The 23,758-nt window shown below is 70.7% G+C and carries 20 protein-coding genes and 1 tRNA gene; 12 read left to right on the top strand and 9 right to left on the bottom strand.

What is annotated here, in order from left to right:
- Positions 1–46 precede the first annotated feature (46 nt).
- Complete coding sequence (locus tag ABGB21_RS30675) at positions 47–592, bottom strand: MauE/DoxX family redox-associated membrane protein (RefSeq protein ID WP_347655879.1); 546 nt, start codon at positions 590–592, stop codon at positions 47–49.
- Positions 593–729: 137 nt separating this feature from the next.
- Between ABGB21_RS30675 and ABGB21_RS30670 the strand changes: the two genes are divergently transcribed.
- Positions 730–1,203, top strand: coding sequence for a S26 family signal peptidase (locus ABGB21_RS30670; protein ID WP_347655881.1), 474 nt, complete (start codon positions 730–732; stop codon positions 1,201–1,203).
- Positions 1,204–1,250: 47 nt separating this feature from the next.
- Here ABGB21_RS30670 and ABGB21_RS30665 read toward each other — a convergent pair whose 3' ends face one another.
- A complete protein-coding gene (locus tag ABGB21_RS30665) occupies positions 1,251–2,432 on the bottom strand; it encodes a GNAT family N-acetyltransferase (RefSeq protein ID WP_347680698.1) in 1,182 nt (393 codons plus the stop codon).
- A 329-nt stretch (positions 2,433–2,761) separates the two neighbouring features.
- Between ABGB21_RS30665 and ABGB21_RS30660 the strand changes: the two genes are divergently transcribed.
- Complete coding sequence (locus ABGB21_RS30660; RefSeq protein ID WP_347680690.1) at positions 2,762–5,038, top strand: cellulose binding domain-containing protein; 2,277 nt, start codon at positions 2,762–2,764, stop codon at positions 5,036–5,038.
- 297 nt (positions 5,039–5,335) lie between these two features.
- On the opposite strand, the gene ABGB21_RS30655 is transcribed toward ABGB21_RS30660, so the two are convergent.
- From ABGB21_RS30655 to ABGB21_RS30645, 3 genes are all read right to left on the bottom strand, one after another.
- Positions 5,336–6,352, bottom strand: coding sequence for an LLM class flavin-dependent oxidoreductase (locus tag ABGB21_RS30655; RefSeq protein WP_347658580.1), 1,017 nt, complete (start codon positions 6,350–6,352; stop codon positions 5,336–5,338).
- A gap of 52 nt (positions 6,353–6,404) precedes the next feature.
- Positions 6,405–7,715: a YibE/F family protein gene (locus ABGB21_RS30650; protein WP_347658581.1), complete on the bottom strand. Its 1,311-nt coding sequence runs from the start codon at positions 7,713–7,715 to the stop codon at positions 6,405–6,407.
- A 194-nt stretch (positions 7,716–7,909) separates the two neighbouring features.
- Positions 7,910–7,985 (bottom strand) — tRNA-Leu (locus ABGB21_RS30645).
- Between the two features lie 89 nt (positions 7,986–8,074).
- Here ABGB21_RS30645 and ABGB21_RS30640 point away from each other — a divergent pair.
- The 8 genes from ABGB21_RS30640 (at position 8,075) to polA (ending at position 18,199) form a co-directional block, all read left to right on the top strand.
- Positions 8,075–8,695: a response regulator gene (locus tag ABGB21_RS30640; RefSeq protein WP_347658582.1), complete on the top strand. Its 621-nt coding sequence runs from the start codon at positions 8,075–8,077 to the stop codon at positions 8,693–8,695.
- A 109-nt stretch (positions 8,696–8,804) separates the two neighbouring features.
- Positions 8,805–9,983: a hypothetical protein gene (locus ABGB21_RS30635; RefSeq protein ID WP_347658583.1), complete on the top strand. Its 1,179-nt coding sequence runs from the start codon at positions 8,805–8,807 to the stop codon at positions 9,981–9,983.
- A gap of 330 nt (positions 9,984–10,313) precedes the next feature.
- Entirely contained in the window at positions 10,314–11,459 is a 1,146-nt protein-coding gene (locus ABGB21_RS30630) for a branched-chain amino acid ABC transporter substrate-binding protein (protein WP_347658584.1), read from the top strand.
- A 61-nt stretch (positions 11,460–11,520) separates the two neighbouring features.
- Complete coding sequence (locus ABGB21_RS30625) at positions 11,521–12,504, top strand: branched-chain amino acid ABC transporter permease (RefSeq protein ID WP_347658585.1); 984 nt, start codon at positions 11,521–11,523, stop codon at positions 12,502–12,504.
- The gene (locus ABGB21_RS30620) at positions 12,501–13,673 is read left to right on the top strand and encodes a branched-chain amino acid ABC transporter permease (RefSeq protein ID WP_347658586.1); all 1,173 of its coding nucleotides are present in this window, start codon (positions 12,501–12,503) and stop codon (positions 13,671–13,673) included. The genes ABGB21_RS30625 and ABGB21_RS30620 overlap by 4 nt, the downstream gene beginning before the upstream one ends.
- Before the next feature lie 34 nt (positions 13,674–13,707).
- Complete coding sequence (locus tag ABGB21_RS30615; protein ID WP_347658591.1) at positions 13,708–14,610, top strand: ABC transporter ATP-binding protein; 903 nt, start codon at positions 13,708–13,710, stop codon at positions 14,608–14,610.
- Positions 14,600–15,310, top strand: coding sequence for an ABC transporter ATP-binding protein (locus ABGB21_RS30610; RefSeq protein WP_347658587.1), 711 nt, complete (start codon positions 14,600–14,602; stop codon positions 15,308–15,310). The genes ABGB21_RS30615 and ABGB21_RS30610 overlap by 11 nt, the downstream gene beginning before the upstream one ends.
- A gap of 201 nt (positions 15,311–15,511) precedes the next feature.
- Entirely contained in the window at positions 15,512–18,199 is a 2,688-nt protein-coding gene (polA, locus tag ABGB21_RS30605) for a DNA polymerase I (protein ID WP_347658588.1), read from the top strand.
- A gap of 98 nt (positions 18,200–18,297) precedes the next feature.
- Here polA and ABGB21_RS30600 read toward each other — a convergent pair whose 3' ends face one another.
- The 4 genes from ABGB21_RS30600 to ABGB21_RS30585 form a co-directional block, all read right to left on the bottom strand.
- Positions 18,298–18,723, bottom strand: coding sequence for a DUF3140 domain-containing protein (locus ABGB21_RS30600; RefSeq protein WP_347680688.1), 426 nt, complete (start codon positions 18,721–18,723; stop codon positions 18,298–18,300).
- Positions 18,716–18,928: a DUF2945 domain-containing protein gene (locus tag ABGB21_RS30595; protein ID WP_347658590.1), complete on the bottom strand. Its 213-nt coding sequence runs from the start codon at positions 18,926–18,928 to the stop codon at positions 18,716–18,718. Before ABGB21_RS30595 ends, ABGB21_RS30600 begins: the two co-directional genes overlap by 8 nt.
- A gap of 75 nt (positions 18,929–19,003) precedes the next feature.
- Entirely contained in the window at positions 19,004–19,606 is a 603-nt protein-coding gene (locus ABGB21_RS30590; protein ID WP_347680686.1) for a Uma2 family endonuclease, read from the bottom strand.
- A 29-nt stretch (positions 19,607–19,635) separates the two neighbouring features.
- Positions 19,636–20,544: a class I SAM-dependent methyltransferase gene (locus ABGB21_RS30585; RefSeq protein ID WP_347652442.1), complete on the bottom strand. Its 909-nt coding sequence runs from the start codon at positions 20,542–20,544 to the stop codon at positions 19,636–19,638.
- 374 nt (positions 20,545–20,918) lie between these two features.
- Here ABGB21_RS30585 and rpsA point away from each other — a divergent pair, with 374 nt between their 5' ends.
- Entirely contained in the window at positions 20,919–22,412 is a 1,494-nt protein-coding gene (gene rpsA, locus ABGB21_RS30580; RefSeq protein WP_347652441.1) for a 30S ribosomal protein S1, read from the top strand.
- Positions 22,413–22,529: 117 nt separating this feature from the next.
- Positions 22,530–23,711, top strand: a complete 1,182-nt coding sequence (gene coaE / locus ABGB21_RS30575; protein ID WP_347680684.1) for a dephospho-CoA kinase — start codon at positions 22,530–22,532, stop codon at positions 23,709–23,711.
- Positions 23,712–23,758 lie beyond the last annotated feature (47 nt).

Here is a 23,758-nt window from a genome sequence, read left to right as displayed (position 1 = left end):
GCTCAGTGCCGGGGCGCACAACGGCGGGCAGTCGGGAGTTCCGCGGTCAGCGCGCGTGGGTCGGCCCCCGCAGGAGCCATACCAGATCGTCGAGCCAGACCAGCGCGGCAACCACGAGTCCCGCCGCGACGCACGCCAACACAAGCTGCGGTGGATCGAGCCTGCTGAGCGATGTCGCCGGTTGGGCGATGGTGCCGACGAGAGCGCCGAACGAGACAGCCGAGAGGAACCCGCTGCGGATGACGTGTCGCCGGGAGACGGGCGCGCCCGTCGGCCCGAAACAGTGGCAGCCGACGGTGGCTCCCCGCCGGATGGCCAGCGCCAGCACGAGGGCGAACGCGCCGAACAGCAACACGGCGGCAGCCAGGCCCACGCTCGCCCCGCCCGGCCAGAAGAGCAACGCCAGCACCAACATCTCGGCCGCGATCGAGGCGGCGGCCGCGGGCCGGGACCAGGGTGGGGGTAACACCCGTAGACCGGTGATCGCGTCAGCGAACGCGGCGAAAGCCGATCGTGTGCGCACCTTGCCGACAACAGATATCGCCAGTGCGCCGGAGGTGGTCAGTATTGCCGCGACTACCACAGCGCTCACGACTTTCCCCCATGTCCCACATGTCAGTCGGTGCCCGTGTCGACTGTCTGGGCATCCTGGACGTTAGCGTTAACATCCAAGGCAGTCAACGGGTCGATCTCATGGGTCAGTCACGCAAAGGTCATTGAAGGACGGGTATGGCCGACAGGGCTGTGTTTCTGCTTGCCGTGGTGATCGGAGCCGCCGTGGTCGCGGCGATTGTGGTGGGTGGGGTGGTCGCGGCACGCCGACAATTCATGATCATTAAGGTGGTGGGTGACAGTATGCGTCCCGGCCTGGCCCCCGGCGACCGGCTCCTGGTCCGTCGAACACGTCGACTCCGGGTGGGGAACATCGTGATCGCACACCATCAGGAGGGCGGGCGCCGGACCGTCCCGACCGGATCCGCCGCGTCGGCATGGCTCGTCAAGCGGCTGGCGGCGCTGCCGGGCGACACCGTCCCGGAACCGGTGGTCCACGCCGTCGGCGGTCGCTTCCGACACGTGCCCGCCGGCATGACGGTACTACTCGGTGAGCATCCGGAGAGCCTCGACTCGCGCCGCTGGGGATTCGTCCCACTGGAGGACATCGAAGGCGTGGCGGTCTGGCGGCTGGGGCCCGACGACAGGTAGTCACCGCAGGTGCCGCGTACGGCAACCACAGGCAGGGCCCTGCCGCGTCAGAAGTAGTCGATCGCCTCGGCGCGCGGTCCGGAGCCGAGCAGGTCGAGCGGGCCCGGGTCGGCACCGCCGCCGGCACGGAGCAGACCGGCCTCGGCGACCGCGTACGCGTCGGCCGCACCCGTGTAGAGCAGGGCGAACCCGCGTACGTCGAGGGAGAGGGCCGGCTCGTCCGGGATCCGGTGCAGGTGTGCCTCGCCACCGTCGACCTCCAGCCGCCAGAAGCCGGAGTTCCACGGCGCGTCGGCGTCGGTCAGCGCGAAGTCGACCCGGCCGCGTACGCCGGTCCGCCAGCCCCGGTCGGCGACCGCCCGGGTCACGTCGACCGGCCGGTGCATCCAGATCCGCTCCTCGCGCACCCGGACGTGCTCCAGTGGCAACTGGGCGGCGACCGCGTCGTGCGCCAGCGGCCAGAGCCGCACGGTCGGGGTGACGCTGCGCCAGCCGGCCAGGAAACCGACCAGTTCCCGGGCCGCCGCCGCGGTGGTGGCGAAGACGTCCTCCACGGTGAACACGGCGTGCCGGTCGTAGCCCCGGCCCCGCGCCCAGGCCGCGTACCCAACCAGTTGGCCGTCCTGTTCGACCAGGGTGAGTCCGTCGATCCCGTTCGGCAGCCCGGTCGACGGCTCCGGGGCGTAGACGTCCTTGCGGGTGAGCAGGCCGCCGCGGTGCCGGGCGACCCGCTCGTAGAGGTCGGCAACCGCCGGCAGGTCGGCGGCCCCGCCGGCCCGTACGGTCAGCTCCGGAGCCGGCCGGTGTGCCGGTAGCGCGATTGTGGGCAGTTCGACGGCGCGCTGTGCGCCGGCCACCTCCCAGCCACAGCTGCGGTACGGGCCGGTGACCGTCGGGTAGAGGGCACTGATCGCCGCACCCCGTTCCCGGGCGTCGGCGAGCAGGGTCCGCAGCAGGGCCCGGGCGACCCCGCGCCCGCGTGCCTCGGCGGCCACCGCCACCCCGGCGACGTCGGCGGCGGTCACCCGCCGGCCCGCCCACCACTGTTCGTGGTGCAGGTCGACGGCCTTGCCGAGCAGCCGGCCGGCGGAGTCGAACGCGCCGTACCGGGTCAGCCCGACCAGTGGGGTTAGCGCGCTGGGTGCCGGGGTCGGGGCGGAGCCGAAGGCCAGACGGCCGAGTTGCCAGGCCGCCTCGAGTTCGCCGACCTCGAGCGGACGGACCTGGATCATGATCGGAGCCACCGGCCGAGCCTAGTCAGGCGCCGGTCTGACCAGCCACCGGATAACCCCGGACGCCGGATACTGAAACCTTTAAATCAACCCGCTCCGATGTTGTGTTTGGGAAAGCGCTTGTCCTAGCATTTTCGTCACAAGGGAGCCACCCCCGTCCCCGGTAACCGTTGAACTGTTCCAGTCACGGTCGCCGCCTGCGGTACGCGCCATCCGGTCGAGGGCAGGACCGGTGCGGCCCGTCGGCCGGCCCGACCGGCCAGGCGTCGTCACCGCAGCCCCGCCTCGTCACGGAGGAATCCCCGCCTCGTTACGGAGGAACCGTCATGCGCACGTCGCGACAACGCACCACCCTGCTCGCCGCCGGCACTGTCGGCACCCTCGCCGCCAGTGTCGCCCTCGGCGCGGTGGTCGCCTCGGCCGCTGCCGCCGGCTGCCGGGTCGACTACCAGGTCACGAACCAGTGGCAGGGCGGCTTCGGCGCCAGCGTCAACCTCACCAACCTCGGCGACCCGGTCACCAGCTGGACGGTGACCTGGTCGTACCCGGCCGGGCAGCAGGTCACCCAGGCCTGGAACGCCACCGTCACCCAGTCCGGCACCCAGGTCACCGCCGCCAACGTCGGCTACAACGGCACGCTCGGCACCAACACCAGCGTCGGATTCGGCTTCAACGGCTCGTGGACCGGCAGCAACCCGGTGCCGAGCGGTTTCGCGATGAACGGCACCACCTGCACCGGCACGATCGCCCCGACCACCGGCGGGTCGACCGTACCGCCCCCGGCCACCACCCCGCCCGCGACCACCCCGCCGCCGACCACCCCACCGGTCACCACGCCGCCACCGAACCCGCCGGCCGGCGCGAAACAGGTCGAGGAGCTGGACCGGGGACTGGTCAGCGTCCGCTCCGGCAACGGAAACCTGGTCTCCTGGCGACTGCTCGGCACCGAAACCTCGGGAGTGGCGTTCAACCTCTACCGGGGCTCGACCCGGGTCAACCCGAGCCCGATCACCGGGGCCACCAACTATCTCGACTCCGGCGCGGCGGCCGGTGCCGCGTACACCGTCCGGGCGGTGGTGAACGGGACGGAACAGGCCGCCTCGGCACCCGCGCTGCAGTTCGGTTCGGGCTATCTCGACGTACCGCTGCAGATCCCGGCCGGCGGCACCACCCCCTCCGGCGAGGCGTACACCTACTCGGCGAACGACGCTTCGGTCGGTGACCTGGACGGTGACGGCCGGTACGAGATCGTGCTCAAGTGGGACCCGTCCAACGCCAAGGACAACTCGCAGTCCGGCTACACCGGCAACGTCTACGTCGACGCGTACACCCTGACCGGCACCCGGTTGTGGCGGATCGACCTGGGCCGCAACATCCGGGCCGGCGCGCACTACACCCAGTTCCAGGTCTACGACTACGACGGCGACGGGGACGCCGAGGTGGCGATGAAGACCGCCGACGGCAGCCGCTCCGGCACCGGTCAGGTGATCGGCAACGCCTCGGCGGACCACCGCAACTCGTCCGGGTACGTGCTGGCCGGGCCCGAGTTCCTGACCATGTTCGACGGCCGGACCGGCGCCGCCCTCTCCACCGTCGACTACCTGCCGGCCCGGGGCACCGTCTCCTCCTGGGGTGACAACTACGGCAACCGGGTCGACCGGTTCCTCGCCGGTACGGCGTACCTGGACGGCCAGCGTCCCTCGCTGATCATGGCCCGGGGCTACTACACCCGGTCCGTCATCGTCGCCTGGGACTTCCGCAACGGCAGCCTGACCCGGCGCTGGACGTTCGACTCCAACTCGGCCGGCTCCCAGTACGCCGGCCAGGGCAACCACGCGCTGACCGTCGGCGACGTGGATGCCGACGGCCGCGACGAGATCGTGTATGGCGCGATGACCGTCGACGACAACGGCGCGCCGCTGTGGAACACCGGACACGGGCACGGCGACGCGGCGCACCTCGGCGACCTCGACCCGGCCCGGGCCGGGCTGGAGTACTTCAAGGTCAGCGAGGACTCCTCGAAGCCGTCGTCCTGGTTCGCCAACGCCCGTACCGGACAGATCTACTGGTCCACCGGCCCGGCCGGGGACAACGGCCGGGGCGTGGCCGGCGACGTCCACGCCGGCAGCCCGGGCGCCGAGGCATGGTCGTCGGCGGCCGACGGACTACGCAGCCCCTCCGGCACGAACGTCGGCCGCAAGCCGTCGTCGGCGAACTTCCTGATCTGGTGGGACGGCGATCCGGTCCGCGAGCTGCTCGACCAGACCCGGATCGACAAGTACGGCACGAGTGGTGACACCCGACTGCTCACCGGCAGCGGGGTGGCGTCGAACAACGGCACCAAGGCCACCCCGGCGCTCTCGGCCGACCTCCTCGGTGACTGGCGCGAGGAGGTGGTCTGGCGGACCAGCGACAACCGGGCGTTGCGGATCTACAGCACGCCGAACCCGACGGACGTCCGGATCCACACCCTGATGCACGACCCGATGTACCGGGTGGCGATCGCCTGGCAGAACACCGCCTACAACCAGCCGCCGCACCCGAGCTTCTTCATCGGCAACGGCATGTCCGCCCCGCCGACCCCGGCGGTCTACCTCCGCTGAGGCGGATCCGGAAGAATCTCCGGAACGCCGGTGCGTCGCGGTGCCAGGTAGGGCCAGGCACCGCGACGCACCGGCGAAACGCGAAGCCGCACCGGCCTGCGGGGTCGCTCATCTCCCCGCCGGCCGGTGCGGCACACACCGCGACATCACGCGACCCGTCCCGATCGCGCTTGTCGAACCACCACCGGTAAGAACATTAGGCGGGTTCCGGTGCCGGTCGATGACAGCACGGTGAAAACTGTGTTTCGGAGGCGCCGATCCGCTGTGTCCCTGGTCACCCCGGCGGTCCCGCGCCGGTCAGCGGCGCAGGCCGCCGGCGACCTTCTCCGCGATCAGCTCGTACGAGCGGACCCGGTCGTCGACGTCGTAGACCAGCGTGGTGAGCATCAGCTCGTCGGCGCCGGTCCGGGTCAGCAGGTCGCCCAGCTGCCGGGCCACCGTCTCCGGTGAGCCGAGCGCCTGTCCCTCCCGGCGGTCGGCGACGAACTGGCGCTCGATGTCGGTGTACGGGTACGCCGCCGCCTCGTCCGGAGTCGCCAGCGGTGCCGGTCGACCGGTGCGCAGGCGCAGGAACGACAGCTCGGCCGGACCGGCCAGCCATTGCGCCCGCTCGTCGGTCTCGGCGCAGACCGCGTTCACCGCCACCATCGCGTACGGCTCGGACAGCCACTCCGACGGCCGGAAGCTGTCCCGGTACAGCTCCAGCGCGGGCAGCGTGTTCGCGGCGCTGAAGTGGTGGGCGAAGGAGAAGGGGAGTCCGAGCAGCCCGGCGAGCCGGGCGCTGAACCCGCTGGACCCGAGCAGCCAGACCGCCGGCAACTGTCCCCGTCCCGGGGTGGCGGTGATCGGTCCGGGCCGGGCGCCGGTGAAGTAGTTGATCAGATCCGCGAGTTCCTGCGGGAAGTTCTCCGCGGAGAGTCCCTCGACGGTCCGGCGCAGCGCCAGCGCGGTTGCCTGGTCGGTGCCGGGCGCCCGACCGATGCCGAGGTCGACCCGGCCGGGGTGTAACGCCTCCAGCGTGCCGAACTGTTCGGCCACCACGAGCGGTGCGTGGTTGGGCAGCATCACCCCACCGGAACCGACCCGGATGGTCGAGGTGGCGGCGGCGATGTGCGCGAGCAGCACGGCCGGCGCGGACGAGGCGATCGCCGGCATGTTGTGGTGCTCGGCGACCCAGAACCGGTGGTATCCGAGTTCCTCGGTACGTCGAGCCAGTTGTGTGGTGTGCCGCAGGGCGTCACCGGCGGTGGCGCCGCCCGCGACCGGGGCCAGGTCAAGGACAGAGAGCGGTACGTCGATCACACCTTGCCGCAACCGGGGACGCCGGGAATTTCTTCCGCCTGTGATCTTCTTCCCGGCGTCCGGGTCAGGTCCGGTCGGGTTCCCAACCGGCCGGGTCCGGCCCGGCGTCCACCGAGGCGCCGGAGCCGGCGAGGGCGGCGAGCGCCTCTCCGGGCGGGCCGGTGGGCCGGGACACGTCCCGCTGCTCCGCCCGGCGCCGACCGGCGGTGGTCACGATGGCGGCCAGGCCCGTGGTGATCGGCACGGCGGCGATCAGGCCGAGCGTGGCGACCGCGCTACGGACGATCTCCTGGGCCATGAACTCAGTGGTCAGGATCTCGGAGGTGGCCCGACCGCCGGCGATGAGCAACAGCAGCAGCGGCAGGGACGCACCCGCGTACGCGAGGATGATGGTGTTGACGGTGGAGGCGATGTGCGCCCGGCCGACCCGGGTCGCCGCCTGGTAGAGCTGCCGTCGGGTGAGGTCGGGATTGGCCCGGGCGAGTTCGCCTACCGTCGCGGCCTGGGTGACGGTGACGTCGTCGAGGACACCGAGTGAGCCGATGATGATGCCGGCCAGCAGCAGGCCGTGCAGGTCCACGTCGGCGTCGAGGAAGGACAGCGTGGTGGCGTCCTCGCTGCCGAACCCGGTCAGGTGGGTGGCGGCGATCGCCACCGTACCCAGTACGCCGGTGAGCAGCAGACTGCCCAGGGTGCCCAGGACGGCGACCGAGGTCTGGGTGGTCACCCCGTGGGTGAGGTACAGGACCACGAACATGATGAGCGCGGCGCCGGTGACGGCGACGAGCAGCGGCGGACTGCCGTCGAGGATGGCCGGCAGGATGAAGCTGAGCAGGATGGCGAAACTCGCGGCGAGCCCGGCCAGCGCGGCCAGGCCGCGCAGGCGTCCGAAGGCGACGATCGCGACCGCGAACGCGGCGAGCAGCCAGAGCAGCGGCCGGGCGCGCTGCTGGTCGGCGATGTTGTAACTGCTCACGTCGGGGTTGGCCGGATCGACGAGCTGGACCAGGACCACCTGGTCGCCGACCGCGACCTCGGGGGCCCCGGGACCGACCGGGATCGGCGTCTCGACCTCCCGGCCGGCGTCCGGACCCTCCTCGACGGTCGCCCGGACCGTGCCGCACGGCCCGTCCGTACCGGGCGGTCCGGCCTCCGGCAGGTCCGGCACGTCGGGACAGGGCTCGACGACCACCCGGGTCACCGTGCCGTGGTAGCGGGGGACCGGCGGTGCCTCGTCCCGGGTGGGCGTCTCCGACGGCCAGAGCAGCAGGACACCGACACACGTCGCGGCGAACAGCGGCACCACGGTGGCGATGAGGATCCGGCGCAGCCGGGGCGGGGCCGGGGGCGGGGGACGATGGTGGTCGGCGCCCATGCGCGAGTCTCCTGGGGTCCTGGAATCCGGTCCGGATGCCGTTTCCGCACCAACCGCACACAACCACGGACGAAGCACCCGGTGTGGAAACTTACCGACAGACGTCGCCGAAATGCGCCCGTACGGCCGGGTTGCCCGTCTCCCGGGACGACCCTGGTGCCGTACGGGAACCGGTCCTGGCGACGTTCGATGCGTGGTGCCCCCGGTGGGATTCGAACCCACACTGTCGATCTTTTGAGAATCGCGCCTCTGCCGTTGGGCTACAGGGGCCTGGCGTCGATAAGACTACCCACTACGCTGATGGCGGCGACACCCGGCTGGGCAGGTGTCGGAAAAGTAGTAGTTGGGGGTAGGGGCTCGTGGCCGACACGCAGGCAGGTGCCGAGCGGAGGCGGGTGCTGATCGCCGAGGACGAGGCGCTCATCCGGCTGGACCTGGCCGAGATGCTGGTCGAGGAGGGCTACGACGTGGTGGGGGAGGCGGGCGACGGCGAGACCGCCGTACGCCTCGCCGAGGAGTTGAAGCCCGACCTTGTCATTCTCGACATCAAGATGCCGATCATGGACGGGCTGGCGGCGGCGGAGCGGATCGCCGGTGGCCGGATCGCCCCGGTTGTCATCCTGACCGCGTTCAGCCAGCGTGACCTGGTCGAGCGGGCCCGGGCAGCGGGCGCCATGGCGTACCTGGTCAAGCCGTTCCAGAAGAGCGACCTGGTGCCGGCGATCGAGATCGCGCTGTCGCGCTACTCGGAGATCGCCGCGCTGGAGGCCGAGGTCGCCGGGTTGACCGACCGGCTGGAGATCCGCAAGACCGTCGAGCGGGCCAAGGGCGCCCTGATGACGACGTACGGGATGACCGAGCCGCAGGCATTCAAGTGGATCCAGCGCACCGCGATGGACCACCGGATGACGATGCGGGAGGTGGCCGAACGCATCCTGGCCGAGGGGACCGGCGCCGAGCCGGCGACCGAGGCCGGCTGAGGCCACCGGCGGACGAGCGGAGGCGGCGCCGCCCCGGCCGGGCGCGCCGCCGCTGCGGTACCCGATCACGAGCTTCCTCGGCCGCGTTCCCGGGCCCTACAATCGGCCGATGCTCCTCCGACGGTGTGTCGGTGTCGCGCTCATGGTGTCCGTCCTGTTCGCCACCGGCTGTCAAGGGCCGGCGCCAGAGGCATCGGTGGAACAGTTGCGCCCGCAGTGGCGGCGGTTGGCCCTGCCGGCGCCGCCCGGTACACCCGGCCGGCTCATGGTCCGGGACCTCGCCGCGTGCGCCGGCCACTGGTACGTCACCGGTGGGGTCGGCACCGGGTCCGGCGAGACCCGGCCGGCGGCCTGGCACAGCGCCGACGGCCAGACCTGGAGCGCCCTGCGGGTCGAGCCGAAGAGCTACTACGGGCTGCGTAACGTGCTTTACGCGGCGGCCTGCCGGGACGGCCGGGTCGCGGTGATCGGCGACAAGCCCGGCGGAGCGCACGGCAACCCCCGGGTGAGCACCTGGCAGCACCGGTCCGACGGTTCACTGGTGGAGGTCGAGGCAGCCTCCTTCGAGCTGTACGGCGGGCCGAAGGCGGTGAACGTCGCCCGGCTCGCTGCCGGGCCATCCGGCTGGCTGATCACCGGCAACCGGTCCAGCGGGGCGGCCGTCTGGCTCTCTCCGGACGCTGGCGACTTCGAGATCATCGAGGCGGTTCCCGGGCTGGCCACCGACGCCCAGGGCGCGACCTGGGCGTCCGACGCGGTCGCCACGCCCACCGGCTGGTTGCTGGTCGGTGGCATGCTGCCGGCGGGCGGCCGGATCGACCGAGACCCGCTCGGCTGGACCTCCCCGGACGGCCGGAACTGGCAGCGCGACCCGGCCCCGGCGACCCAGGACTACGAGGAGTTCCAGCGGGTGGTCCTGCTCGGCGGTACGCCGGTCGCGGTGGGGCTGCGCGGGCGGGAGTTCGGCGCCTGGCGACGCGGTTCCAACGGCTGGGAGCCGGTCGGCGGGTTCGGCGGTCGGGCCGCCTCCGGCGTTCCGGCCGTTGTCGCGCTGACCGTCGTCGGAGCGGACCGGCTGCTTGCGGTCGCTTCCGACGGCGCCTCGTACGGGCTCTGGTCCTCTCTCGACGGCGGGAGGGCCTGGCGTCCGGTGGCGGCGCCGGTACCGATGCCGGTCGGCGCGTACCAGGACGTCAGCGTGGTCGCGCTCGACGACCGGGTGCTGCTGTCGGTCGACGACGGGCGGGAGGGCATGGTCTGGGCGACCCGGCTCGGCACCGGGGACTGAGGATGCCCGTACGACGATGCGGCGCTTCCGGGCCGTCGGTAGCGTCCGTACCGCCGCTACCCGCTCCGGCCGGCCGGGATCGGACGCAGGGTCGGATAAGGGGCGCAACCCGCCGCGCTTGTTACGGCTCCGGTCATCCTGGTGCACGCGTTCGTAACGGTTTGGCAAGCCCCGCCTTCAGGCCTTTCCATGACCGAATAAGCCTCGGTACGCTCCGCCATCACGAGCCGTAACGCGGGTTGGCGTTTGTCGCCGGGTGGTGGATGCGCTGGTAGTGATGTGTCGCCGCCGGGTCCGCCGCTGCCTGCATCTGGAGGAGGTCAAGGAGCCGTGAGGCGAAAGTACGTACGGGCGCTGAGTACCACTGCGCTGGCGGCGGTGATGGTGGCCGCGGCCGGTTGCCAGGACACGGGCGGCAGCACCGCCGACAGCGCGAAGTGTGGTGGCAAGATCGCGATCTTCGGCGCGTTCACCGGCGACAACGCGGGTCTGGTGATCCCGTCGCTGAACGGCGCCAAGCTCGCCGTGGAGCAGCACAACACGGCCAAGCCGGACTGCCAGGTCACCCTGCAGGAGTTCGACACCCAGGGTGCCCCGGACCAGGCCACTCCGATCGCCAACCAGGTCGCGGGCGACCAGTCGTACCTCGGCGTCATCGGTGGGCACTTCTCCGGTGAGAGCGACGCGACGATGCTGACCTACCAGGCCGCCGGCATGGCCATGGTCTCGCCGTCCGCCACCCGGATCGACCTGTCCCAGAAGGGCGTCAAGAGCTTCTTCCGGGTTGTCGGCCACGACGGCACCCAGGCGGCGGCGGTCACCGCGTACCTGAAGCGGCAGAACGCGCAGAAGGTCTTCGTGATCGACGACGGCAGCGCGTACGGTGCCGGCATCACCGCAGAGCTCGGCAAGCTGCTCGGCCCGCTGCAGGTGAGCACGGACAAGATCCAGGAGCGGCAGAACCAGTTCGACGCGACGGTCTCCAAGGTGAAGAGCGCCTCGCCGGACTGGATCTTCTACGGCGGCTACACCCGCGAGGCGGCGCCGCTGGTCCGCCAGCTGCGGGCCGCCAACGTCACCGCCAAGTTCATCGCGCCCGACGGGCTGTACGACACCGCCTTCCCGGAGGGTGCGTCCGGCGGTGCCGAGGGTGCCATCGTCACCTGCCCGTGCCTCCCGGCTGACAAGGCCGGCGGTACGTTCGCGGCGGACTACCAGAAGAAGTACAACATCGCGCCGGGTTCGTACGGCGCGGAGGGCTACGACGCGGCCAAGATCTTCCTGGATGCCTTCGAGGCCGGCAAGCAGACCCGGGCCGACATCCTGGAGTTCGTCCGGACCTACGACAAGCAGGGCACGTCGAAGTACATCAAGTTCGACGCCAACGGCGACGTGGACCCGACCAAGGTTGTCATCTGGGCCTACCAGGTCAAGGGGAACGAGATCGTCCCGCTGGAAGAGCTGAAGATTTCCTGACGGGTCAGTTGAGTGCGGCCGGGAGCACGACTCCCGGCCGCGCTCGGTGCAAGGAGCCTTTGTGAACTTCGACGAACTCTTCGGCCACCTCGGCCAACATACCGTTGACGGGCTGGCCAAGGGAGCGATCTACGCGCTGATCGCACTCGGCTACACCCTGGTGTACGGTGTGCTCCGGCTGATCAACTTTGCCCATTCCGAGGTCTTCGTGGTGGGCACGTTCGCCGTGCTCGGCGTCTGGACCGCTGTCGGGCTGGAGAACAACCCACCGGTCGCCCAGGCCGCGCTCTTCCTGCTGCTCGGTCTGGCCGCGGCGGCCCTCGCCTCCGGCGGCACCGCGCTGGTGATCGAGCGTCTCGCCTACCGGCCGCTGCGCCGCCGCAACGCACCACCGCTGGTCTTCCTCATCACCGCGATCGGCCTCTCGCTAGTCATCGTCGAGATCCTCGGCCAGTTGCTGCCGGACACCCTCGGCGGTACGATGACCACCCTGTTCGGCCGTCCCCGGCAGGTCGTCGGGATGCCGACCATTATCGAGAGCAAGCCGCTCTTCACCATCGCCGGTACGTCGATCACGAACGTACAGTTCATTACCCTCATCGCCGCGCTGGTCATGATGGCCCTGCTGGACTGGTTCATCAACCGGACCAAGTACGGCCGCGGCGTCCGGGCGGTGGCGCAGAACCCGGAGACGGCCGCCCTGATGGGGGTCAACCAGGACCGGGTCATCATGCTCATCTTCGTCCTGGGCGGGGTGATGGCCGGCGCCGCGGCACTGTTGTGGAGCATGCGGACGGGCATCACCCAGAACGAGCTCGGATTTGTGCTCGGTCTGAAGGCGTTCACCGCCGCCGTGCTCGGCGGCATCGGCAACCTACGCGGCGCGTTGCTCGGCGGTCTGCTCCTCGGTGTCGTCGAGGTCTACGCCGCGACGCTCTACAACTCGTCCTGGGAGGACGTGGTCGCCTTCGTGGTGCTCGTCGTGGTCCTGATGTTCCGGCCGACCGGTCTGCTCGGTGAGTCGTTGGGGAGGGCACGCGCATGATCGACAAGCTTCGCGAGGTCGACGACCGACGCCGTGCCCTGCTCGGCGGCATCGGCGCGCGCTGGCGTGCCCTGTCCCGGGGGCAGCGCTTCCTAGCCGGGGCGGCGATGGTGGTGTTCGCCTACTACCTGCCGAGCTTCGGCAAGATCCCCGGCACCAACCTCATCATCCCGGGGCTGGTCTCGTTGCGGACCGACTACATGGACGGTGGCAGCAACTGGTCCGGTGTGCTCTTCACCTGCGCGATCTACGTACTGGTCGCGATCGGTCTGAACGTGGTGGTCGGGCTCGCCGGACTGCTGGACCTGGGGTACATCGGTTTCTTCGCGATCGGGGCGTACAGTGTCGCGCTCTTCGGCTCGCTGAACTCGCCGGTGGTGCACTGGCTCCAGCAGACCTTCGACCTGCCGTCGACCTGGGCGGTGACCTGGGCGATCTGTCTGCCGATCGCCGTCGCACTGACCATGATCTCCGGCGTGCTGCTCGGCTGGCCGACGCTGCGACTGCGTGGTGACTACCTGGCCATCGTCACGCTCGGCTTCGGTGAGATCATCCGGATCTTCGCTCGGAACATGACCGAGGTGACCCGGGGATCGCAGGGGATCAACGGCATCCCGGGCCCCGAGGGTGCTCCGTCGGCCGACAACCAGTACTTCGGTCTGATCGATCCGAAGTGGTGGTACTTCCTCGCCATCACCGTGGTCCTGCTGATGGTCTTCGCGGTCTGGCGGCTGGAGAACAGCCGGGTCGGCCGGGCCTGGCTGGCGATCCGCGAGGACGAGGACGCCGCCGCGGTGATGGGGGTGTACGGCTTCAAGTACAAGCTCTGGGCCTTCGCCATCGGTGCCGCCCTCGGCGGCCTGGCCGGGTTCCTCTTCGCCAGCCGGTATGCCTTCATCGACCCGACTCAGTTCAACGTGCGACTCTCCATTCTCTTCGTCGCCATGGTGGTGGTCGGCGGGTCGGGGAACATGGTGGGGGTCGCGTTCGGCGCGGTGCTGCTCGCGTACCTCCCGGAGCGGTTCCGGGCGATCGAGGACTACCGGTGGCTCGCGTTCGGTGTGGCGATGGTGTTGGTGATGGTCCTGCGTCCGCAGGGTCTGATCCCGAGCCGGCGGCGTGCCCGTGAGCTGGAGGATCGTGCGAAGGAGGCGGCGGCCAGTGTCTGACCAGACGACGACGGCCACCGGAGACGGCCCGAAGATCCCGAGCCAGCCGGGTCCACGGCGGACGCTGCTCGACGTGGACCACGTCGTGCTGCGGTTCGGTGGGGTGGTGGCGCTCAACGACGTCAGCTTCCAGCTGTACGAGGGCGAGATCCTCGGGCTCATCGGGCCGAACGGTGCCGGCAAGACGACCTGCTTCAACGTGATGACCGGGGTCTACAAGCCGACCTCCGGTGAGGTCCGGTTCGCCGGGGTGCGGGTCAGCGGGCGCAAACCGCACCAGATCAGTCGGATCGGGATCTCCCGTACCTTCCAGAACATCCGTCTCTTCCCCGAGATGACGGCGCTGGAGAACGTGATGGTCGGGACCGACTCCCGGCACAAGACCAGCGTGCCGGGGGCACTGTTCCGGATCTACCGGGTCAAGCCCAAGCCGGAGGAGCTGCCGCAGGTGACCGCCGCCGGTGGGCTGCCCCGGCTATGGCAGCAGGTCCGTCGCGGGTCGGCCAAGATCTTCGGCCTGTCCCGACACGTCCTCGAGGAGCGGGCGGCGGAGAAGAAGTCACTGGAGTTGCTCCGCTTCGTCGGCATCGACGGACGAGCCAACGAGGTCGCCCGGAACCTGCCGTACGGCGACCAGCGGCGGTTGGAGATCGCCCGGGCGCTCGCCACCGAACCGAAGCTGATCTGCCTCGACGAGCCGGCGGCGGGCTTCAACCCGGCCGAGAAGGAACAGTTGCTGACCCTGATTCGGCAGATTCGCGACCGAGGCCACACCGTGCTGCTGATCGAGCACGACATGCGTCTGGTCATGGGTGTCACCGACCGGGTCGTGGTGCTGGAGTTCGGCAGCAAGATTGCGGACGGTACCCCGTCCGAGGTCAGTCGAGACCCGCGGGTGATCGCCGCCTACCTGGGGGAGCCTGTCGATGCTGCTTGAGATGGAGAACGTCACCGTCGCCTACGGCCGTATCGAGGCGTTGCACGGAATCACCCTGCAGGTCGAGGAAGGCGAGATCGTCGCCCTGATCGGGGCCAACGGTGCCGGCAAGACGACAACCATGCGGGCGATCTCCGGAATCCGAAGCCTTTCCCGCGGGTCGATCCGGTTCGCCGGCGAGGACATCAGCCGGCTCCGGGCGGACCTGCGGGTGGGTCGAGGGCTCTGCCAGTCCCCGGAGGGACGGCAGATCTTCCCCGGCATGACGGTGCTGGAGAACCTGGACATGGGGGCGTACACCCGGCGGGACACCGCCGGGATCGCGGCCGACCTGGAGCGGGTCTTCGGGCTCTTCCCCCGACTGGCCGAGCGGCGCAAGCAGGCCGGCGGCACGCTTTCCGGCGGTGAGCAGCAGATGCTCGCGGTCGGCCGGGCACTGATGAGTCGACCCAAGCTGCTGCTGCTGGACGAGCCGTCGATGGGATTGGCGCCCCTGGTCATCCGGCAGATTTTCGACATCATCACGGAGATCAACCAGCAGGGCACCACCGTCCTGGTGGTGGAACAGAACGCTCAACAGGCGCTGTCCCGGGCACACCGGGCGTACGTCCTGGAAACCGGTCGGATCGTCAAGGAAGGCACCGGGCAGGAGCTCCTGCACGATCCGTCCGTGAAGGAGGCGTACCTCGGGGTGGCGTGACTCCACGTGTCCCGGGGTGGCTCCCGGTCAGTTCCGCACCGGCAGCCGCGGTCCGCCCGGACCGCGGCTGCCGCGTAGGTGACTCCCGACGGATCCGGGCCGGCTTCGAGTGGTCCCGACCGACGCGATGGGCGATCGCGGCGTCGCCGGACACCCGGTGGATGTCCGGTCTGTCGGTGGCGCCGACTAGAGTCGCCTATCGTGACAGCCTCCACGCCGCGCCTGCTCCTGCTCGACGGTCACTCTCTGGCCTACCGGGCGTTCTTCGCCCTTCCGGTGGAAAACTTCGCCACCACGACCGGCCAGCCGACCAACGCGGTCTTCGGCTTCACCTCGATGCTGATCAACGTGCTCCGCGACGAGCGGCCGACCCACATCGTGGTGGCGTTCGACGTCTCCCGCCGCTCCTTCCGGACGGAGCGCTACACCGAGTACAAGGCCGGCCGCAGCGAGACCCCGACCGACTTTAAGGGCCAGGTCAGCCTGGTCAAGGAGATCCTCGCCGCGCTGCGGATCCCGGTGGTCGAGAAGGAGAACTACGAGGCCGACGACGTCATCGCCACCCTCGCCTGCCAGGCCCGGGACGCCGGCATGGAGGTGCTGATCTGCACCGGCGACCGGGATGCCTACCAGCTCGTCGGTGACCGGGTCACGGTGCTCTACCCGCGCAAGGGCGTCTCCGACCTGGCCCGGATGGACCCGGCGGCGGTGACCGACAAGTACGGCGTGGGCCCGGACCGTTACCGCGACCTGGCCGCCCTGGTCGGCGAGACCAGCGACAACCTGCCGGGGGTGCCCGGGGTCGGCCCGAAGACGGCCGCCAAGTGGATCAACCAGTACGGCGGCGTCGAGGGCGTGGTGGCCCGGGCCGACGAGATCAAGGGCAAGGCCGGGGAGAGCCTGCGGGAGCGGCTCGCCGACGTGATCCGGAACTACGAGCTCAACTGTCTGGTCTCCGACCTGGAGCTGCCGCTGCGCCCTGAGGACGCCCGTTGGCAGGGCTGGGACCGCGAGGCGGTGCACCAGGTCTTCGACGCGCTCGAGTTCAGCATCCTGCGCAACCGCCTCTACCAGTACCTCGAGTCGGTCGAGCCGGAGGCGGAGGCCGGCTTCGAACTGGCCACCCGGGTGCTGGGCACCGGTGAGGTGGCCGACTGGCTGGCCGAGCACGCCCCGGCCGGCACCCCCGCCGGCGTCGCCGTCGCCGGCAGTTTCGGCCGGGGCACCGGCGCGCTGACCGGGGTCGCGCTGGCCACCGCCACCGGCGTCGCCGGCTGGTTCGACCCGACCGCCCTGGACGCCGCCGACGAGGCGGCCGTCGCCGGCTGGCTGGCCGACCCGGCACGGCCCAAGGTGCTGCACGACAGCAAGCCGGCACTGCTCGCGTTCGCCGCGCACGGCTGGACCCTGCGTGGCGTCGTCCGGGACACCGCGCTCGCCGCCTACCTGGCCCGCCCCGACCAGCGCTCCTACGACCTGACCGACCTGGCGCTGCGCTACCTGCACCGGGAGCTGAAGGTCGACGCCCCGGAGACCGGCCAGTTGACCCTCGACGGGTTCGGCAACGACGGCGAGGTCGAGCAGAACCTGATGCTCCGGGCCCGGGCCACCCTGGACCTGGCCGACGCCATCGCCACCGAGCTGTCCCGGGACGGCGGACAGTCGATCGAGTTGCTCGCCGAGGTGGAGCTGCCGCTGGTCGACGTCCTCGCCGGGATGGAGCGGACCGGCATCGCCGCCGACAACGACTACCTGTCCGAGCTGGAGGCGCACTTCGCCGGCGAGGTGAAGGCGGTCGCCCAGGCCGCGTACGGGGTGATCGGCCGGGAGTTCAACCTCGGCTCGCCGAAGCAGCTGCAGGAGATCCTCTTCACCGAGCTCGGCCTGCCCAAGACCAAGAAGATCAAGACCGGCTACACCACCGACGCCGACGCCCTGCAGTGGCTCTATGCCCAGCAGCCGCATCCGCTGCTGGAGCACCTGCTCCGGCACCGGGACGTGGCCCGGCTGAAGTCGACGGTCGACGGACTGCTCAAGTCCGTCTCCGACGACGGCCGGATCCACACCACCTTCCACCAGACGGTGGCGGCGACCGGCCGGCTCTCCTCGACCGATCCCAACCTGCAGAACATCCCGATCCGTACCGAGGAGGGGCGGCGGATCCGGCGGGCGTTCGTGGTGGGGAACGACTACGACTGCCTGCTCACCGCCGACTACAGCCAGATCGAGATGCGGATCATGGCGCATCTCTCCGGCGACACCGCGCTGATCGACGCGTTCAACTCGGGAGCCGACTTCCACGCCGCGACCGCGTCGTCGGTCTTCGCCGTCCCGGTCGCCGAGGTGACCGGCGACCAGCGGCGCAAGATCAAGGCGATGAACTACGGCCTGGCGTACGGGCTCAGCGCGTTCGGCCTGGGCCAGCAGCTCGGCATCGCCGCCGACGAGGCGCGGGCCCTGATGGAGGAGTACTTCAGCCGGTTCGGCGGAGTCCGCGACTACCTCCAGTCGGTGGTGAAGAAGGCGGTGCTGGACGGCTACACCGAGACCATCCTCGGCCGGCGCCGCTACCTGCCCGACCTGGTCAGCGACAACCGTCAGCGGCGGGAGATGGCCGAGCGGATGGCGCTGAACGCACCGATCCAGGGCTCCGCCGCCGACATCATCAAGATGGCGATGCTGCACGTCGACGCCGCGCTGCGCGACTCCGGTCTCCGCTCCCGGATGCTGCTCCAGGTCCACGACGAACTGGTCTTCGAGGTGGCGCCCGGCGAGCGGCCGGCCCTGGAGGAGTTGGTTCGCCGCCAGATGGGCGGGGCCTATCCGCTGGCCGTGCCCCTGGAGGTCTCGGTCGGGGTCGGCTCCGACTGGAACAGCGCCGACCACTGACCGTTCACCCCGAGCCCGCCCGGTCGGTCGGGCCCGGGGTCCGGGTGGTGGGCGCCGCGAGGCGACCCGTGGCGGCTCACGACCGTCCCCGCAGTGGCTCACGACCGTCGCTGGTTCCGTTCCGAACGGGCGGCCTGGCGGCGCTGCAACGCCTTCCTGGACGGCCCGCCGGGCGGCGGCAGCGGTTCCTTCAACGGATCGTGTCCCCAGTTCATCAACGAGTAGCGCCACCGGGTGTTTCGGACGTCGCCGGACGGCCGCTGGGCCATGTGCCGGCGGACGTACCCGACCACCTTGCGCATGTGCGCGAAGTCGCGGTCGGTGAACTGGTTCGTCCGCTTGCGCAGCAGGTCGATGATCCGTCGACCGGATTCGTGTCCGACGGACTCGGCGCGGCCCCGGCGCCACCCGGCCGCCTTCGAGTCGTCGGTGGCCAGCCAGCGGTCCAGCTCGCCCGGGTTCATGTTGACCGCGTCCCGGAACTCCCGGACGGTGTCGTGGCCGTCGTCCCGGCGGCTACTCATCGTGGAGCGCTTCCGGTTTGTGTACCGCGTCCCGCCCCTCGTCGGTCCGGACCCGGTACTGCGGGTCGTCCTTCGACGCGGCGACCGTACGCTTCGCGGCGTACGTCCGTTGGGTGATCTCCTCCTGCACGGTGCCGTGCGCCCGTGAGCCGTGGCTGCGCCAGCTGACCCGGTCGCCCTTGTGCAGCTTTCTCCGCTCCGGCATACCTCGGCCTACCCGTGGCGCCCGGGGCGAAACCGTGCCGGCCACGGCCGGCGACCCCGGCCCGACACCCGCCGACTACGGGGTGATCTCGGTGATCGGCAGCTTCACCGGAAACGGCTCGCCCAGTTCCAGCAGGTCGGCGGTTTCGGCGAGCAGTTCGTACTCCCGGTTGCCGCTGCGGCCCGGCTGGTCGGCCAGCCGGGCCGCGTGCACCCGGACCGGATCCTGCTCGACCCGCCAGTAGGCCGGGATGCCGGCGGCGGCGTACTCGGCGGGCTTGCTGAACCGGTCGGTGCGCCGGGTGCCGGGCGAGACGACCTCCACCGCGAGCAGCACCTCGTGCGGGAGCAGGAAGTGCCGGTTCGCCGGGATGCCGGCCAGGTGGACCAGGACGTCCGGTTCCCGGGTGAAGTTGGCGGCCAGCGCCACCCCGACCGCCTGGGCGGCCCGCAGGTGCGCCGGCGCGTGCGCGCGTAACCAGTTCCAGAGCAGACCGGCGATGTGCTGATGGCCCAGGGTGGGGGAGGAGACCACGTGGACGACTCCGTCGACGAGTTCGACCCGGGGGGCGTCCGGCGGCAGGTCCAGGAGGTCTTCCAGGGTGTAGCCGGCCTGACGCTGCCGGACCGGGTCCGGCTGCCACGGTCCGGGCGGCTGGGAGCTCGGCTCGGCCCTCACCCGTCCAGCCTAACGGCGTCCGGCCGTCGTCAGGGGGACACGCCATCCGGCTTGTCGCAGACGAAGATGGCGGTGCCGGGGAAGAGCCGGCCGCGCAGCGGGCTCCACTGCCCCCAGACCTGCTCGTGCCCGGCCGGCCACTCCGGCTCGACCAGGTCCCGCAGCACAAAACCGGCGCCGACGAGTTCGCGGATCCGGTCGCCGAGGGTGCGGTGCTGCTCGACGTAGGTCGGCACCCCGGCGGCGTCCTGTTCCACGTACGGGCGACGGTCGAAATAGGAGTGGACCGCCTTCAGCCCCTCCTCGCCCGGGTCGTCCAGGAAGATCCAGCGCATCGGGTGGGTGACCGAGAAGACCCAACGGCCACCGGGGCGGAGCACCCGGAACACCTCCCGCATCGCCGCCGCCGAGTCGGCCACGAACGGGATCGCGCCGAACGCCGTGCAGACGATGTCGAACGTGCCGGCGCCGAACGGCAGGGCCAGGGCGTCGGCCTGGACCAGCGGCACGCGTACCCCGGAACGGGCGGCGGCGTGCGCGGCGTGCCGCAGCATACCGGCGGAGAGGTCCAGCCCGACCGGTCGGGCACCCTGGCTGGCCAGCCACCGCGCGGCCGCCGCGGCACCGCAGCCGAGTTCGAGTACGCGCCGACCGCGCAGGTCGCCGAGCAGCCGCGCGTCGGACTCGCGCAGCCCTTCAGGGCACCACACGAAGTCGACCTCGCCCAGGAAGGCGCCGTGTTCGGCCTGGTAGTCGTCGGCGTCGCCGTCCCACCAGCGTCGGTTGGCCCACCGGCTCTCGGCGTCGGTGACCGGACGCCGGAGCACCCCGACCGGCCCCTCCCCGGCCGGATCGTCCCCCGTCGTTTCCTGCCCGGCCGGATCGTCCCAGGAAGGGATGGTCAGGCGAGGATCGTCCGGCAGGGTGTTGTCGTGCATCCCGTCACGCTAGTGCCCGATCCGCCGGCCACCCGGCCCGCCCTGCCGGCGACGTTCCGGCCACCCTGCGGGGGTGAGGCCCGGCGTCCGGTCCGGGGTGGTTTCCGCCCTTCGGCGGCAGCGCTTCCCGAGCAGTGGACAGCGGATCTCATCACGTGTGGGGAGGGCTTGCATGCTGTGGTAATGCGCACGGTAAGCTGTTCGATGCGCTCGCGGATCGTGTGCCTCGGCAGGGAGCAGGCCCGCGGTCGCCGGGTTCCTCACATGATCGGGCAGCGGTCATGAGGGGTTCCTGACGACGGGTCCGCAGGCGCAAACGGGTCACCGCGACACAAGCCTGCTGTGACATCCATCCGACCGGAGCAACCGCCCACATGACGAGCAGCATCGAGGCCCCCTCGAGCGCCACCAAGGTCACCGTCGACGACCTCGGTTCCGAGGAAGCGTTCCTCGCCGCGATCGACGAGACCATCAAGTACTTCAACGACGGCGACATTGTCGAAGGCACCGTCGTCAAGGTCGATCGGGACGAGGTCCTGCTCGACATCGGCTACAAGACCGAGGGTGTCATCCCCTCGCGTGAGTTGTCGATCAAGCACGACGTTGACCCCGCCGAGGTGGTGTCGGTCGGTGATCACATCGAGGCCCTTGTGCTCCAGAAGGAGGACAAGGAGGGTCGCCTGATCCTCTCGAAGAAGCGGGCCCAGTACGAGCGGGCCTGGGGCACGATCGAGAAGATCAAGGACGAGGACGGTGTCGTCCGCGGCTCGGTCATCGAGGTGGTCAAGGGTGGCCTCATCCTCGACATCGGTCTGCGCGGCTTCCTGCCCGCCTCCCTGGTCGAGATGCGCCGGGTGCGGGACCTCCAGCCGTACGTCGGGCGTGAGCTCGAGGCCAAGATCATCGAGCTGGACAAGAACCGCAACAACGTGGTGCTGTCCCGCCGTGCCTGGCTCGAGCAGACGCAGTCCGAGGTGCGTACCGAGTTCCTCAACAAGCTGCAGAAGGGCCAGGTCCGCAAGGGCGTCGTCTCCTCGATCGTCAACTTCGGCGCCTTCGTCGACCTCGGCGGCGTGGACGGTCTGGTGCACGTCTCCGAACTCTCCTGGAAGCACATCGACCACCCGTCCGAGGTTGTCGAGGTCGGCCAGGAGGTGGAGGTCGAGGTCCTCGACGTCGACCTCGACCGCGAGCGGGTCTCGCTGTCGCTGAAGGCGACCCAGGAGGACCCGTGGCGTCAGTTCGCCCGCACCCACGCGATCCAGCAGATCGTGCCGGGTAAGGTCACCAAGCTGGTGCCGTTCGGTGCGTTCGTCCGGGTCGACGACGGCATCGAGGGCCTGGTCCACATCTCCGAGCTGGCCGAGCGCCACGTGGAGATCCCGGAGCAGGTCGTCCAGGTGGGCTCGGACGTCATGGTCAAGGTCATCGACATCGACCTGGAGCGGCGGCGGATCTCGCTCTCGCTCAAGCAGGCGAACGAGGGCTTCGTCGAGGGCGAGGAGCACTTCGACCCGACCCTCTACGGCATGACCGCCACCTACGACAACGAGGGCAACTACATCTACCCCGAGGGCTTCGACCCGGAGACCGGGGAGTGGCTCGAGGGCTTCGACAAGCAGCGGGAAGCCTGGGAGACGCAGTACGCCGAGGCCCGTCAGCGCTGGGAGGCGCACACCAAGCAGGTGCAGAACTCCCGGGCCGCGGACGCCGAGGCGGCGGCCAACCCGGCGCCGGCCACCACGGGTGGCGGCGGCGCCACCTCGACCAGCCCGGCCCCGAGCCGGCAGGCCGAGGAGCCGGCCGGCACCCTGGCCACCGACGAGGCGCTCGCCGCGCTGCGGGAGAAGCTCGCCGGCGGCAAGTGACCCTGTCGGCCAGGTAACGGCCCGGACAGCAGTCCGCGCGTCAGGCCCGCTTCCCGGCACCCGGTTCCGACCGGGTGCCGTGGGGGCGGGCCTGACGCCGTTTGGTTGACTGGACCGGTGCTGATGATCGGACTCACCGGTGGCATCGGAGCCGGAAAGAGCGTCGTCGCGACCCGACTGGCCGCCCTCGGCGCCGTGGTGATCGACTCGGACCGGCTCGCCCGCGAGGTCGTCGCACCCGGCACCGACGGGCTCCGCGCCGTCGTCGCCGCGTTCGGGCCGGAGGTGTGCCGGCCCGACGGCAGCCTGGACCGGCCGGCACTCGGCCAGATCGTCTTCGGTGACGCCTCGGCCCGGGCCCGGCTGGAGCAGATCATCCACCCCCGGGTCCGGGCCCGGACCGCGCAACTGGCCGCCGGGGCGGCACCGGACGCGATCGTGGTCAACGACGTACCGCTGCTGGTCGAGGTGGGCCTGGCGCCGACGTACCACCTGGTGCTGGTGGTCCGGGCGGCGGAACGGACCCGGATCGACCGACTGGTCCGCCACCGGGGCATGACCGTCGAGCAGGCGGAGCAGCGGATCCGTGCCCAGGCCGGGGACGCCCGGCGGGAGGCCGCCGCCGACGTGCTGCTGGACAACAACGGTGACCTGGACGCCCTGCACGCCGCGATCGACACGCTGTGGCGGGAGCGGCTGCTGCCGTACGAGCGCAACGTCCGGGAGCGTCAGGTGGTCCGGTCCGACCAGCTCCGGATCGTCGAGCCCGATCCCGGCTGGGCGGCCGGGTACGAGCGGCTGGCCGCCCGGATCCGGCACGCACTACGGCCGGCCGAGGTACGGGTCGACCACGTCGGGTCGACCGCGGTTCCCGGACTGGCGGCGAGGGACGTCATCGACGTACAGCTGGGGGTCGACTCGCTCGCCGAGGCGGACGGACTGGCGGACCGGCTCGCCGACGCCGGCTTTCCGCGCTGTCCCGGTCAGTGGTGGGACAACCCGCGTTTCCCGACCGACGCCGAGCGGTGGGAGAAGCGGCTGCACGGCAGCGCCGACCCGGGCCGGCCGGTCGATCTGCACGTCCGGGTGGTCGGCTCGCCCGCCTGGCGGTACGCCCTGCTGGTCCGGGACCACCTGCGGGCGGATCCGGCACGCCGGGACGACTACCTGGCGGTCAAGCGGCGGCTGGCGGCGGCCGGCCGGGACTCCGAGGCGTACGCGGTCGGCAGGCAGCCGTGGTTCGACCGGGAACATCGGGAGGCCGAGGCGTGGGCTGCGGCGACAGGCTGGCGGCCCTGACCAGGCTGTTGACGTCAGGTCACCGCTGCCGAGGACTGTGGCGAAGG

Source organism: Plantactinospora sp. B24E8 (assembly GCF_039871735.1).
In the GTDB taxonomy this organism is placed as follows: Bacteria; Actinomycetota; Actinomycetes; order Mycobacteriales; family Micromonosporaceae; genus Plantactinospora.
Note: the sequence above shows the minus strand (reverse complement) of the source record. Positions and strands in the feature narration are given on the sequence as shown.